General features: G+C 68.4%; 13 protein-coding genes. 1 reads left to right on the forward strand and 12 read right to left on the reverse strand.

Annotation, left to right across the window (positions count from 1 at the left end):
- The 9 genes from RHA1_RS12105 to RHA1_RS12145 all read right to left on the reverse strand — a co-directional run bounded on the left by RHA1_RS12105 (window position 1) and on the right by RHA1_RS12145 (window position 8,309).
- Window positions 1-1,536, reverse strand: coding sequence for a phospholipase C (locus RHA1_RS12105; RefSeq protein ID WP_011595205.1), 1,536 nt, complete (start codon window positions 1,534-1,536; stop codon window positions 1-3).
- Window positions 1,537-1,592: 56 nt separating this feature from the next.
- Complete coding sequence (locus RHA1_RS12110) at window positions 1,593-2,459, reverse strand: TauD/TfdA dioxygenase family protein (RefSeq protein ID WP_009475163.1); 867 nt, start codon at window positions 2,457-2,459, stop codon at window positions 1,593-1,595.
- A 270-nt stretch (window positions 2,460-2,729) separates the two neighbouring features.
- Window positions 2,730-3,491 (reverse strand): SDR family NAD(P)-dependent oxidoreductase, encoded by a 762-nt coding sequence (locus tag RHA1_RS12115; RefSeq protein ID WP_011595206.1) that lies wholly within the window; start codon window positions 3,489-3,491, stop codon window positions 2,730-2,732.
- Window positions 3,491-3,973: a nuclear transport factor 2 family protein gene (locus RHA1_RS12120; RefSeq protein WP_011595207.1), complete on the reverse strand. Its 483-nt coding sequence runs from the start codon at window positions 3,971-3,973 to the stop codon at window positions 3,491-3,493. Before RHA1_RS12120 ends, RHA1_RS12115 begins: the two co-directional genes overlap by 1 nt.
- Before the next feature lie 104 nt (window positions 3,974-4,077).
- A complete protein-coding gene (locus RHA1_RS12125; RefSeq protein WP_011595208.1) occupies window positions 4,078-4,908 on the reverse strand; it encodes a mycofactocin-coupled SDR family oxidoreductase in 831 nt (276 codons plus the stop codon).
- 2 nt (window positions 4,909-4,910) lie between these two features.
- Entirely contained in the window at window positions 4,911-5,711 is an 801-nt protein-coding gene (locus RHA1_RS12130; RefSeq protein WP_011595209.1) for a mycofactocin-coupled SDR family oxidoreductase, read from the reverse strand.
- A 13-nt stretch (window positions 5,712-5,724) separates the two neighbouring features.
- Window positions 5,725-5,979, reverse strand: a complete 255-nt coding sequence (locus RHA1_RS12135; RefSeq protein WP_011595210.1) for a hypothetical protein — start codon at window positions 5,977-5,979, stop codon at window positions 5,725-5,727.
- Entirely contained in the window at window positions 5,980-7,647 is a 1,668-nt protein-coding gene (locus tag RHA1_RS12140; protein WP_011595211.1) for an FAD-binding protein, read from the reverse strand.
- Between the two features lie 143 nt (window positions 7,648-7,790).
- Window positions 7,791-8,309: a flavin reductase family protein gene (locus RHA1_RS12145; RefSeq protein WP_009475170.1), complete on the reverse strand. Its 519-nt coding sequence runs from the start codon at window positions 8,307-8,309 to the stop codon at window positions 7,791-7,793.
- A gap of 129 nt (window positions 8,310-8,438) precedes the next feature.
- Between RHA1_RS12145 and RHA1_RS12150 the strand changes: the two genes are divergently transcribed.
- Window positions 8,439-9,176: a PadR family transcriptional regulator gene (locus RHA1_RS12150; protein ID WP_011595212.1), complete on the forward strand. Its 738-nt coding sequence runs from the start codon at window positions 8,439-8,441 to the stop codon at window positions 9,174-9,176.
- Here the strand turns inward: RHA1_RS12150 and lipP1 are convergent.
- The 3 genes from lipP1 to bphC form a co-directional block, all read right to left on the reverse strand.
- Window positions 9,173-10,126, reverse strand: coding sequence for a LipP1 family hormone-sensitive lipase (gene lipP1 / locus RHA1_RS12155; RefSeq protein WP_011595213.1), 954 nt, complete (start codon window positions 10,124-10,126; stop codon window positions 9,173-9,175). The two genes, RHA1_RS12150 and lipP1, sit on opposite strands and share 4 nt — an antisense overlap.
- Before the next feature lie 20 nt (window positions 10,127-10,146).
- Complete coding sequence (locus RHA1_RS12160; RefSeq protein WP_007297613.1) at window positions 10,147-10,938, reverse strand: IclR family transcriptional regulator; 792 nt, start codon at window positions 10,936-10,938, stop codon at window positions 10,147-10,149.
- 170 nt (window positions 10,939-11,108) lie between these two features.
- Window positions 11,109-12,014 (reverse strand): biphenyl-2,3-diol 1,2-dioxygenase, encoded by a 906-nt coding sequence (gene bphC, locus RHA1_RS12165; protein ID WP_011595214.1) that lies wholly within the window; start codon window positions 12,012-12,014, stop codon window positions 11,109-11,111.
- Between the last annotated feature and the right edge of the window lie 23 nt (window positions 12,015-12,037).

Raw genomic sequence — 12,037 nt, forward strand, 5'->3', positions numbered from 1 at the left:
CTACATGATCAGCCCGCTGGGGCGACGCCGCAGCGGCGACTGTTCCTGCACGGGCATCGAATTCGGCGGGACGGGGTAGGGCGCACCGGCGTTGAGCGTCCCCGCGGCCACGTTCGGCCCGCACTGCGCGATCGCCGCCTGCAGGCGTGGCCCGGGGTCCGTCATCGCGGGAACGCCGGCGTTCGGTGCCGACGAGAAGTCGAACGCCGACGTCATGTCGCCGACGGCGCCGCGGCGCCACTCGGTGAGATTGGGGACGGGCACGCCGAACCGCTTCTCCAGCAACCGGAGCTGCGACGTGTGGTCGAACGTGTCGGACGCGACGAGGCCGCCGCGACTGTACGGCGAGATGATCAGCGACGGCACCCGGAATCCGAGGCCGATCGGTCCCGGATTGTTCTCGCTCTCCGACACGGTGTTCAACGGAACCGTCAGATATTCACCCGGGGTGCCCGGCGGCGGCGTGGGTGGAGTGACGTGGTCGAAGAAGCCGCCGTTCTCGTCGTAACTGATGATCAGCGCCGTCTTCTCCCAGATCGCCGGGTTCGACGTGAGGATGTCGAGCACCTCGACGATCCCGACCGCGCCCGCGGCCGGGGGCAGCGCCGGATGCTCGCACGTGAAGATGTTGGGCACGATCCAGGACACCGCGGGCAGGGTGCCGTTCGCGACGTCGGCCCGGAAGTCGTTCGGGTACGTCGGATCGAGACCGCGGCGAGCGAGTTCCGAATTCGGGTCGCTGTACTGCGTGAAGCAGCCGAGCATCCCGTCGAGCGCGACACTCGACACGGGGCCGAGGTCCTTGTTGGCGTACACCTTCCAGCTGACGCCCGCCTCCTGCAGGTTCTCCGGATAGGTGCGCCAGGAGTAGACGAACTTGGGGATCACCGTCGGCGTCTCGACCAGCGGCCCGCCGGCCAGCCCGTCCGGGTCGATCGTGCCCGTCATCCAGTACAGCCGGTTCGGGTCCGTCGGCCCGAGCACCGAGCAGAAGTAGTGGTCGCAGATCGTGAAGGCGTCGGCGAGGTCGTAGTGCACCGGGATGTCGGCGCGCGTGTAGTAGCCCATCGTCGCGGGACCGTTGAGCGGCCCCTCGTGCGCGATGTGCACCGGCATCCACCGGTCCATCGCGCCGCCGTTCCACGCGTCGTGCTGCGGACCCCACGAATGGGTGGGGTCGTTGATGCACTCGCCGTCGAGGTGCGCGCCCTGCGTGGTGTCGAGCCGGAACGGGTTGAGAAACCCGGTCGGGGTGGGCCCGGCACCCGGCGTCCAGCCGTACTGCTGCCACGCCGGTGACGGGTCGTCGAAGCCGCGCACCCCCGACAGCGTGCCGTAGTAGTGGTCGAACGAGCGGTTCTCCTGCATGAGGTAGACGAAGTGCTCGATGTCGTTCAGCGACCCGCTACCGCCCGGGTCCTGCGCGTAGGCGCGGTCGATCACCGGGCCCGCCCACGAGCTGAGGAAGGCGGCGCCACCGGCCGCCGCGGCGGAGGCGAGGAACTTGCGTCGTGAGATGTCCGATGCCGGGGTCACGGATCGTGACGGTAGTCGCTGCGGACGCCGCCCGCCCGGCGAATGCGCAGGTTGCTCTACTGCGGGCCGACGGGCACGTCACCTTCCAGCGTGATGCGGTGCATGACGCGGTGCTGGGTTCCGTAGTCGCGGTTGGCGTAGTGCGCGGTGCTGCGGTTGTCCCACAACACGAGGTCGCCGAGGCGCCAGCGGTGCCGCACGATGTGCTCGGGTTTGGTCAGGTGCGCGTAGAGGAAGTCGAGGATTCCCCGGCTCTCCGCCTCGGACACTCCGGCGATGTGGGACGTGAAGCCCGGGTTCACGAAGATTCCCTTGCGTCCCGTCTCCGGGTGAACCCGCACGACAGGATGCTCGACGGGCACGAGCGCGGTGACTTCCTCACCGTCCCAGACGTTTCCCTTGCCTCCACGCTTCTGCGCGAGGTAGTACCCGAACTCGCGGTTGCCGTCGTGCACCGCGGTCAGCTGATCGATCATCTGCCGGACCGGCAGCGACAGCGACTCGTACGCGAGTTGGCTGTCGGCCCAGTTGGTGTCGCCGCCGTGCGGCGGGAGGACGACGGGACGGAGGATCGACCCCAGCGGCGGCCGCTTCATGAACGTCACGTCCGTGTGCCACACGTCGGCGAAACCGTTGTCCTGGCTGTCGAGCGCGTACACCTCCTGCGCGACGTCGCCGCTGTCGTGGACGGGATGCCCCGCGGTCAGCCGGCCGAGACGGCGACCGAACTCGATGTGGCTCGCGTCGCCCAGTGACTGACCGCGCAGAACCAGCACCTTGTGTTCGGTCAACGCCGAACGGATCGCGGCCACCTCGTCGTCGGTGGCGGACGCGACGTCCAGGCCGATGATCTCGGCGCCGAAGTGGGGGCCGAACTTGTCGAGGGTCAGCGACGGTGTTCTGGTTTCGAATGCAGTGCTCATGATGTCTTTCCGCGAAGGTGATGGTGCCTGGAGACGGGCGTACCGGCCCGGACCTGCGAACGCGGAGAATGCGTGAGGAATGACCGGATGCCGGAGGCTACCGAGGAGTGGACAGCACGCGGTACGCGCGCCGGACCATCAGCAACAACAGATGTTGGCGCACGTACGGCACAGGTCGACGGTGAGGCGTCGCACCAGGTGAGTCGTATGCACGAAGCAATTCCTACCGGATGGGAGGGAAATGAGCAAGCTCGGGGCAATCGGCGGCGATCAGCTCCAGCGCGCCTGGCCGCCGTCGAGCGGGATGGTGGCACCGGACAGGTACCCGGCGTCGGGGCCCACGAGGAAGACGACGGCACGTCCGATGTCCTGCTCGCAATCACCGATCCGGCCGAGTGGGATCGACTTCACGAACTCGGCGGCCTCCTCGGGATTGTTTTCGGTCCACCATTTCAGGCCCGGGGACAGTGCGTGCGGTGCAATCGCGTTGACGCGGATTCCGTCGGGTCCCCATTCGCTGGCCGCGGTCCGGGTGAGCGAGCGCATCGCCTCCTTGGTGGCCGCGTAGAGCCCGTAGCCGCTGGTGTCCCACCGCACGGCCGAGGAGCTGACGAGGTTGATGATCGAACCGCCGCCACGGGCTTTGAGGTGCGGGTAGCACAGCTGCATGAGGAGCAGGGTGGCTACCGGGCCGACGGCCATGGCGCGGTCGAGAAGTTTCGGAGTGATGTCGAGGAGCGGTCCGAGTGCGCTCGCGTTGGCGTTGTTGACGAGGATGTCGATGCCACCGAATTCATCGACGACGCGGTCGACCATCGGGCCCAGCTGATCGCGTTTGCTGACGTCGCAGACGATCGGCTCGGCGACGCCGCCGAAGTCGGCGATGCCAGCGCATGTGTCGACGAGTTTCGCCTCCGTTCGCCCGACCACCGCGATCCGGGCGCCCTCCTTGGCCAGTGCGAACGCCATCCCGGCGCCGACTCCCTGACCGGCGCCGGTGATCAGTGCGACCTTGCCGTCCAGTGTCCCCATCACGAGTCTCCTTTGCCGGGTTCCGTATCGGCTGCCCACCGGTTGGACGTCAGCCGGAAGCTGGGAATGTCGGACAGCGACATCACCGCCTCGTAGGTGCGCTCGTATCCGGTGTGGGCGATCCGCCATCGGCCGTCCGGTCCGCGGACGTAGCGGTCGGAGTAGAACGCCGCCCCGCGCAGCACCATGTCGTGTTCCGGGATGAGCACGGTGTCGGAGAGGTACCAGTGTCCGGTCGCCGTGTCGCCGTCGACGTCGATCTCCGGGTGACCGCAGTGGTGTTCGGTGATGGTCTGCGGCCCCAGATTCGACTTCATGAATTCGACCAGCGCGTCCCGCGACTCGAACGCGAGATGCTCACCGTAGTTCGCCGTTGCGTCGGGAAGGAGCGTGTCGGCGAACTCGTCCCAGCATTTCGTGTCCAGGGCCCGCAGATACGCGTACTTGAGCCTGCTGATCGCGGCGACGGCCTCGAGATCCACGGAATTCACCCTTCGTCCGCCCCCAAAACTGACACCTGTTCTACCACGGATCGCCAGGTGTGGGGGCGGACTCGGGGATTACCGGCCGACGCTGCCCGAGGCGGTCATCGGCTGACGCTGCCGGCGTCGACCGGCAGGGCGACGGAAGTGATGTATCGCGACTCGTCCGAGGCCAGGAACAGCGCGGCGTTGGCCACGTCGACCGGCTCGATCCACGGAATCGGCAGCATGTTCATCGTCACGGCGGCCGCCGCGAACTCTTCACGGGTGGGGTGCTCGAGGTCGGGCCGGAACGCCCTCCGCACCATGTCGTTCTGGATCATGTCCGTGTCCACGTTCGTGGGATGCACACTGTTGACCCGCACCCGGTGCGGCGCGAGCTCCTTGGCCAGCGACCGCATCAGCCCCACCACCCCGTGCTTGGCCGCGGTGTAGTGGGCGACGCCGACGAGCCCGCGCAGACCCGCGATGGAACTCGTGAGGATCATCGCCCCGCCGCCCCGCTCGATCAGGTGTGGAGCCGCCGCCGTGCACGTGCGCCACACCCCCGTCAGATTGACGTCGAGCATCGTCTGCCACGTCTCGGAGTCGAGCTCCAGCGCGGCACCCGAGGACGTGATGCCCGCCGTGGCGCACACGAAGTCCAGCCCGCCCAGCTCGCCGGCTGCCGCGGTGACCGCCTCGGCGAGCGCCGTTCCGTCGCGCACGTCCACCTGCGCGGTCACGATCCGGCGACCGGTGTCCCGGACCAGTTTCGCGGTCTCCTCGAGATCCTCCGGACTCGCCGGTGGCGTCACCACCGTGCCGACCGGGCCGCACAGGTCGACGGCGACGACGTCCGCGCCCTCCTGTGCGAACCGCAACGCCTGCGCCCGGCCGATCCCGCGTGCGGCACCGGTGACCAGGACGACTCTTCCGTTCACTCGACCTGTCATCTCTACACCTTCTGGGTCAGTCCGGCGTCGACCACGAGTTGTGTGCCGGTGATGTATCGCGATTCGTCCGAGGCCAGGAACAGCAGCGCATTGCTGACGTCCCGCGAGTCCAGCCACGGAACGGGCAGCATGTGGTTCGCCGCGAGGACGGGGACGACGTCGTCCCGGGTCGGATTCGCGAGGTCCGGCCGCAGCCGTGCCATCGTCTCCGGGTTCAAGGTCATGCGGGTGCCGACGGCGCCGGGGTGCAGCACGTTGACCCGGATGAACTGCGGGCCGAGTTCGTTGGCGAGGGTCCGGGCCAACCCGACCACCGCGGTCTTGGACGCCGAATAGTGGGCGGCCCCGGCCACCGCCTTGATTCCGGCGGTCGAACTGACGATTACGACGGAACCGCCGCCGTCCCGCATCGCCGGGACCGCGGCCTTCGCCGTGTTCCACACACCGGTGAGGTTGACGTCGAGCGATCGGTGCCAGACCGCGTCGTCGATCGTCCACGCCGGGCCGGGGTTGTCGCAGACACCCGCGTTCGCGACGACGACGTCGAGAGGGCCCAGTTCCGCGACTCCGGCGTCGACGGCCGCGCACAACGCCGCCGGGTCGCGCACATCGGCGTGCGCGAGCACCGCCCGCCGGCCGAGTTCGCCGACCAGCCTTCCGGTTTCGGCGAGATCTGCCTCGGCCGACGGCAGATCGACGACGACGACGTCGGTGCCCTCCTCCGCGAGCCGGACCGCGTGACTGCGTCCCATGCCGTTCCCGGCACCGGTGATGAAGGCGACCTTGCCTGCCATCCGTGACATCGGTTTGTCCCTTCTAGTCCAGGCGGCCTGGAGTCGGGTAGCTGCGCAGGGAGAGCCCCACCCGCCCGTCCTCCACCGCGTCGTCGATCGAGCCGCGCAGCGCGCCGCAGGTGGGGACGAACATCGAGTGCTCCCCCTCCTGCGCACGCCGGGCGAACTCCGGGCAGGTCTGCTCGGCGTCGTCCAGCCACTGCACGCTCGTGTGCGCCTCGCTGTATTTCTCCACGAGCACCGCGTTACCGCAGCGCCGGCATTCGACCGGAAGCACTCAACTCACCACCCCGGCTGCATGCCGAGCGCCGACCCAGCCGAACACCATCGCGGGACCGATCGTCGCGCCCGCCCCGGCGTAGTCGTTGCCCATCACGGACGCCGACGTGTTGCCGGTGGCGTAGAGGCCGGGGATCGGTTCGCCGCTGCTGCGGCACACCTGGCTGTGCTCGTTGCAGACGAGCCCGCCCTTGGTGCCGAGGTCGCCGGCTTCCATCCGCACCGCGTAGTACGGGGCCTTCTCCACCTCGTCCATGGTCGGGTTGGGCAGTCGCGGGTCGCCGTAGTACCGGTCGTAGGCACTGTCGCCGCGGCCGAAGTCGGCGTCGACCCCCGCCCGCGCGAATCCGTTGAACCGGGCGATCTCCGCGGTCAGCGACTCCGCGGGAACGCCCATCTTCTGCGCGAGTTCGCCAAGGGTTGCGGCGCGCTGCATCAGCCCCGTCTCGAACCATTCCGCGGGGAACTTCTGCCCGGGCATCACACCACCGAACTGGTAGCGGCTCTTGGCCTTCGAGTCGAACACGAACCACACCAGGTCGTGGCCCCCGGCGATCTGGTCGTGAACGAACGACACGTACGGGGACGCCTCGTTGGTGAACCTCTTGCCGTTCTGGTCGACGATCAGCGACGGCGGAATCGACCGCTCCGATACCAGGACGTGCATGATGCCGTCCGGCCGCCGGAACGACGGCATCCACCAGGCGTCGTCCATCAGATCGACGGCCGCGCCGACCTGCTCGCCGGCGACGATTCCGTCTCCGGTGTTGTCGGGTGAGCCGGCGCTGTAGTTGTCCTTGCCGCCTTCCCGGAGGTACCGCTTGCGCATCTCCTCGCTCTGCTCGAATCCGCCGGTGGCCACCATGACGCCGCGGCGGGCACGGATGCGCAGTTCCCGTCCCCCGGACTCGACGACCGCGCCCGTGACAGCTCCGGATTGGTTCGTGACCAGACCCTTCAGCGGGGAGTTCAGCCACAGCGGAACCCCGGCCTCCTGGAGCGTGAGCCGCAGCCGGCCGACGAGGGCCTGCCCCAGAGTCTCCATCCGCCTGCGCCGCAGCATCGCCACGACCGAACGCCAGCCGACACCCAGCGCGGTCCTGCGTCCGGCCCAGGTGCGGAAGAACATGTTGAGGTGGCGGAATTCGGTGGACGTCATGTACAGCCCACCCGGCATCGCGAGGGAGTTCGGCCGCTGCAGGTCGCCGTCGGCACCGAGCTGGTTCATGTCGAACGGCAACGGTTCGACCGTCCGCCCCTTCGGCCGTCCGCCCACGTTCTCGGGGTGGTAGTCGGAATAGTCCTCGCACCAGGAGAACCGGAGATGCGGGCAGTTCTGTTCGAAGAACCTCATCATGGCCGGGCCCTGCTCGATGTACGCGTCGAGGCGTTCGGCCGGCACGCTGTCGCCGACGATCGACTCCAGGTACTTCCGGACGTCGCCGGGGTCGTCGGCGCGGCCTTCACGGACGAGGATCGGCGAGTTGGGAATCCACAGGGCGCCACCCGACAGTGCCGTCGAACCGCCGTACACCCCGGACTTTTCGACGACGAGGGTGTCGAGCCCTCGCTCGGCCCCGGCGAGGGCGGCGGTCATTCCACCGGCACCGCTGCCGATCACCAGGAGATCTACCTCCCGGTCCCAGTTCTGCTCGTCTACGCTCATCGTGCACACCTTCCGAAGTGGTCTCGATCACACCCTGCCGGTGTCAATTGCTTTTTCCCACAGCCCTTCCCGCGGAGCGGGAGAAAGCGGCGCCGCCGCCGGGCGGGAGAAAGCGGCGCCGCCGCCGGGCGGGAGAAGAGCGGCTACGTGGCCGCGGTGAAGATGCCGAGTCCGCCGCGGTACACCAGGAGCGGCGGCGCATCCCTGAGCACGTCCAGGCCGGTGACGCGCGCGACGACGATGGTGTGGTCACCGGCGTCGTGCTCGAATTCGACGGTGGCCTGCACCCGGGCCAGCACGCCATCGAGCGCCGGGGCACCGTTGCGGGCGTGCGACCACCCGACGTCGGCGAACTTGTCGGCACCGCTGGTCGCGAACGTCCCGCACACGTCGCGCTGGTCGTGGGCGAGGACGTTGACGCAGATGTGTTCGCTCGCGCGCAGTCGCGGCCAGCTGGTCGACGTCCGTGCGGGGCTGAACGACACGTACGGCGGGTCCAGCGACAGCGACACGAAGGACTGGCAGGTGAAGCCGTGGGGGCTCTCGCCGTCGTGCGCGGTGATCACCGTGACGCCGGTGCAGAAGTGCCCGAGCACGGACCTGAGCTCGGCGGGGTCGATGCGTCGTGCCGTCGGCGGCACGGGTTCTTCGGTTCGGGTCATCGTGTCTCCTCGGATCGACGGGTTGCGTTCAGCCTGGCCGCGGCGTCTGCCGGCGGGGAATGCCCCGTCCCGCCCAGCGGCAGGGTTTCGCGTGTCCGGCGGTCGGCGCACGGTTGATAGGCTCGGGAAATGCCATCGTCCGACCCCACACAGAGCTCCGGGTTCGCCGGCCTCCGATCGACGAGCTGGCCGGTACTCGGCATCCTGTCGTTCGGCGAGGAACTGTCCGGTTACGACCTGAAGAAGTGGGCGTCGTACAGTGTGCGTTTCTTCTACTGGAGCCCGTCCTTCAGCCAGGTGTATTCGGAGCTGAAGAAGCTGGAAGACCTGGGATACGTGACGTCCCGGACCGTCGTGGACGACGAGGCACGGGTGAAACCCAAGCGCCTGTACAAGATCACGGACGCGGGCATGGCCGTCATGCGCAGCTGGGCGCGGGAGGCGCCGATCGATCCGCCCGTCCTCAAGCACGGCGTGATGCTGCGCATGTGGCTCGGTCACCTCACCGAGCCGGAGCAGCTCAAAGATGCCCTGAAGGAGCACATCTCGTACGTGGAGGGGATGAGCAGGCAGGCCGCGCTCGACGCCCGCGATTCCGACGTCGAACCCACGTGGGCGTTCGCGCACATGGTCAACAAGTGGTCCGAGCGGTACTACGCCGCCGAGAGCGAGCTCGCGAAGCAGATGCTCGCCGACATCGACGAGGCAGTCGAGCGTATGCACGGTGAAGGGACGCCGGAACATCCCGGTGTGCCGAAACCGACCGCATCACATTCGATCCGGCGCTCCCGCGAGGCGCAGAAGGAGTACCAGGCCGCAATGAAGGCGGCTCAGGACGCGGACGACGAGGCCGAGCGCGAAGACTAGTCGACCGGAGTCGACGCCGGTTCGGCCACCAGAGTCCGGAGCCGAGGCCACAGCTCCCGCCGCGCGGTCTGCGCCGCGGCCATCGCGTCGATCGTCAAGAATCCGTGGAACATTCCCTCGACCCGCCGGCACTGCACGGGAACACCGGCGTCGGCGAGCGCCCCGGCATACTTCTCCCCCTCGTACCGGAGGGGATCGCGTTCGGCGGTGATCACGATCGCGGGTGGGAGCCCGCCGAGGTCCTCGGCCCGGACCGGGGCGGCATAGGCGGGTACGGTCTCGCGGTGGGTGGGCAGATACTGATCCCAATACCATTGCATCGCAGAACGGGTGAGGAAATGATCCTCCGCGAACAGCTCGTAGGACTCGGTGTCGAAGACCGGTTCGATGACGGGGTAGATCAGTAGCTGTCCGGCGACGGCGGGGGCCTCCCGGTCCCGGGCCATCAGCGCCGCGACCGCCGCGAGGTTGCCCCCACTGCTGTCGCCGGCGACGAGAAGACGGTCCGGATCGCCGCCGAACTCACGGGCGTGCTGCGCGACCCAGCACGTCGCGGTGTAGGCGTCGTCCGCTGCGGCGGGCCACTGCGATTCCGGGGCGAGTCGATAGTCGACGGAGACGACGACGGCGCCGATCCCGTTGCACATCGCGCGGCAGAAGCCGTCGTGGCTGTCGAGGTCGCAGATCACGAACCCGCCGCCGTGAAAGAAGACGACGACGGGCAGGGATTCCGCGCGATGCCCTGCCGGCAAATAGATCCGCACGGCAATCGGTCCGGCGTCGCCGCGGATCTCCCGGTCGCACACACTACCGACCGGCTCGGGGTCGGCGACGGCCTTGCGTCCCGCCCTCGTCGCCGCCCGCGCCTGCGCGCCCGTCATGGTCTCCACCCGGGGGAAGTTCTCGTTCAGTCCCCGGAGGATGGTTTCGGCCTGCTCGTCGAGCGGCATTCGTGCTCCTTCGTCCCGCCTCAGGCGGAGTATCGGTCGGCCCGTCCGGCGGCCGGCGTCGCGGTCGACATGTAGTTGCGCCAGGTGCCCTTGGCGGACATGCGGATCGGCGCGGTCAGGCGGTGATCGAGCTTGATCTGGCTGCTCGGACCGCACACGGAGATGGCCGCGACCACGTTGTCCTCGGTGCCCACCGGCACGGCGACGCAGCTGACGCCCACGAGATCCTCTTCCCGGTCGTACGCCGCTCCGCGTTCCCGGGTCTTCTGCAACTCGGCACGGAATGCCGCGGGCGAGTCGATGCTGAATCGTGTGCTGCGGGGCAGACCCGCTTCGACGACGCGGTCGACCACGGACTCGGGCGAGTGGGCCAGCAGCACCTTGCCGACGCTCGTACAGTGCGCGGGTTGGCGGCCGCCGACGCGGGACGGCAACCCGACCCCGAACCGTCCGGCGATCTTCTCCAGGTACACGACATCGATCCCCTCGAGCACCGCGAGGTGCACGGCGTGCCCGGTGAGCCGGTGGAGTTCGTGCAGGAACGGCAGGGCGGCCCGGTGCAGACGGTCCTGGTGCACGGCCAGCGACCCGAGTTCGAACAGCCGCATGCCGAGTTCGTAGTCCCGGCCTTCCCGGCGGAGCCAACGCAGCTGGACGAGACGTTCGAGCATCCGGTGCGCGGAGGAGCGCGGAAGCCCCGTGCGGCGCACGATCTGCGCGAGCGTGAGCCTGCCCGGGCCGTCGAAGGCGTCGAGGAGAAGGGCGGCGCGATCGAGGCCGGCGGTGGGGGTGGGGCTGAGTGTCGTCGTCATGGGGACCTCCGTAGCGGCGCTGCTCGGTGCGGCGACGCGGTGTGTGACTGGCGACACTTACTATAAATAGGCATATGCCTATTTGCAATAGTGGTGCCTGAACGACCCCGTACAGCCCAAAGGCCCGGCGCACGCATCGAGTGGATACGCACACCGGGCCCGGACACCCCTTACATGGCCGCCAGCGGCTCGCTTCCGGACCAGTCGTGGCCCCAGTAGCTGTCGGCGGTGATCTCCTCCGCGGAGTAGTACTTCTCGTCCACCTTCATACCCTCGGTGCCGAACTCGATGTCCCAGCCGCCGGGGGCACGCACGTAGAACGACACCATCTTGTCGTTCGTGTGGCGGCCGAGGGTCGAGGAGACGGAGAACCCGTCCTTGACGACGCGGTCGAGCGCCTGCCCGACGGCGTCGAGCGTGTCGACCTCCACCATGATGTGCACCAGTCCCGGCGCCCCGCCGTGCGGTGCGGGGCACAGCGCCAGGCTGTGATGCCGCTCGTTGACACCCAGGAAGCGCACCCGCATCGGACCGAACTCCGGCGGTGCCGGGATGCGGAAGGCGCCGCGGGGCAGGAAGCCGAGCACCTCGGTGTAGAAGTCGAACGCCCCGCTGAAATCCATCACCGGCAGCACCACGTGGCCGAGACCCTGCGCCCCCGTCACGAACTTCGCACCGAACGGGGTCACCACCGGACTGTGGTCGAGTACGGCGCCATGGAAGATCTCGATCGTCACACCGGTCGGATCCTGGAACGTGACGACCTCTTCGACGCGGCGGGCATCGGCCTCTTCCACCGACAACGGTTTGACGGCGATCCCGGCACCCTCGACCGCCTCCTGGACGCGGACCAGGCCCGCATGATCGCGGACCTCCCACCCGATGGTGACGACCTCGTCCGTCTCACCCGGCACGATCACGATGCGGGCCGCACGCTCGTCCATGCGGAGGTACAGGGCGTCCTCGTCCGGGCCCGATCCCTCGGCGAATCCGAGCACGTCGAACGCGAACGTGCGCCACCGCTCCAGGTCGTTGGTCTGGATCTTGACGTAGCCAAGCCCCTTGATGTCTGTCATGTGTTGTCCTTCTACTGTTTTCG

It is taken from the genome of Rhodococcus jostii RHA1 (assembly GCF_000014565.1).
Taxonomy (GTDB): domain Bacteria; phylum Actinomycetota; class Actinomycetes; order Mycobacteriales; family Mycobacteriaceae; genus Rhodococcus_F; species Rhodococcus_F jostii_A.

Coding starts and splice junctions, on each gene's coding strand:
- RHA1_RS12110 (WP_009475163.1), bottom strand. CDS start 2,459: ATGAGCACTGCATTCGAAACCAGAACACCGTCGCTGACCCTCGACAAG.
- RHA1_RS12115 (WP_011595206.1), bottom strand. CDS start 3,491: ATGGGGACACTGGACGGCAAGGTCGCACTGATCACCGGCGCCGGTCAG.
- RHA1_RS12125 (WP_011595208.1), bottom strand. CDS start 4,908: ATGACAGGTCGAGTGAACGGAAGAGTCGTCCTGGTCACCGGTGCCGCA.
- RHA1_RS12130 (WP_011595209.1), bottom strand. CDS start 5,711: ATGTCACGGATGGCAGGCAAGGTCGCCTTCATCACCGGTGCCGGGAAC.
- RHA1_RS12140 (WP_011595211.1), bottom strand. CDS start 7,647: ATGAGCGTAGACGAGCAGAACTGGGACCGGGAGGTAGATCTCCTGGTG.
- RHA1_RS12145 (WP_009475170.1), bottom strand. CDS start 8,309: ATGACCCGAACCGAAGAACCCGTGCCGCCGACGGCACGACGCATCGAC.
- RHA1_RS12150 (WP_011595212.1), top strand. CDS start 8,439: ATGCCATCGTCCGACCCCACACAGAGCTCCGGGTTCGCCGGCCTCCGA.
- lipP1 (WP_011595213.1), bottom strand. CDS start 10,126: ATGCCGCTCGACGAGCAGGCCGAAACCATCCTCCGGGGACTGAACGAG.
- RHA1_RS12160 (WP_007297613.1), bottom strand. CDS start 10,938: ATGACGACGACACTCAGCCCCACCCCCACCGCCGGCCTCGATCGCGCC.
- bphC (WP_011595214.1), bottom strand. CDS start 12,014: ATGACAGACATCAAGGGGCTTGGCTACGTCAAGATCCAGACCAACGAC.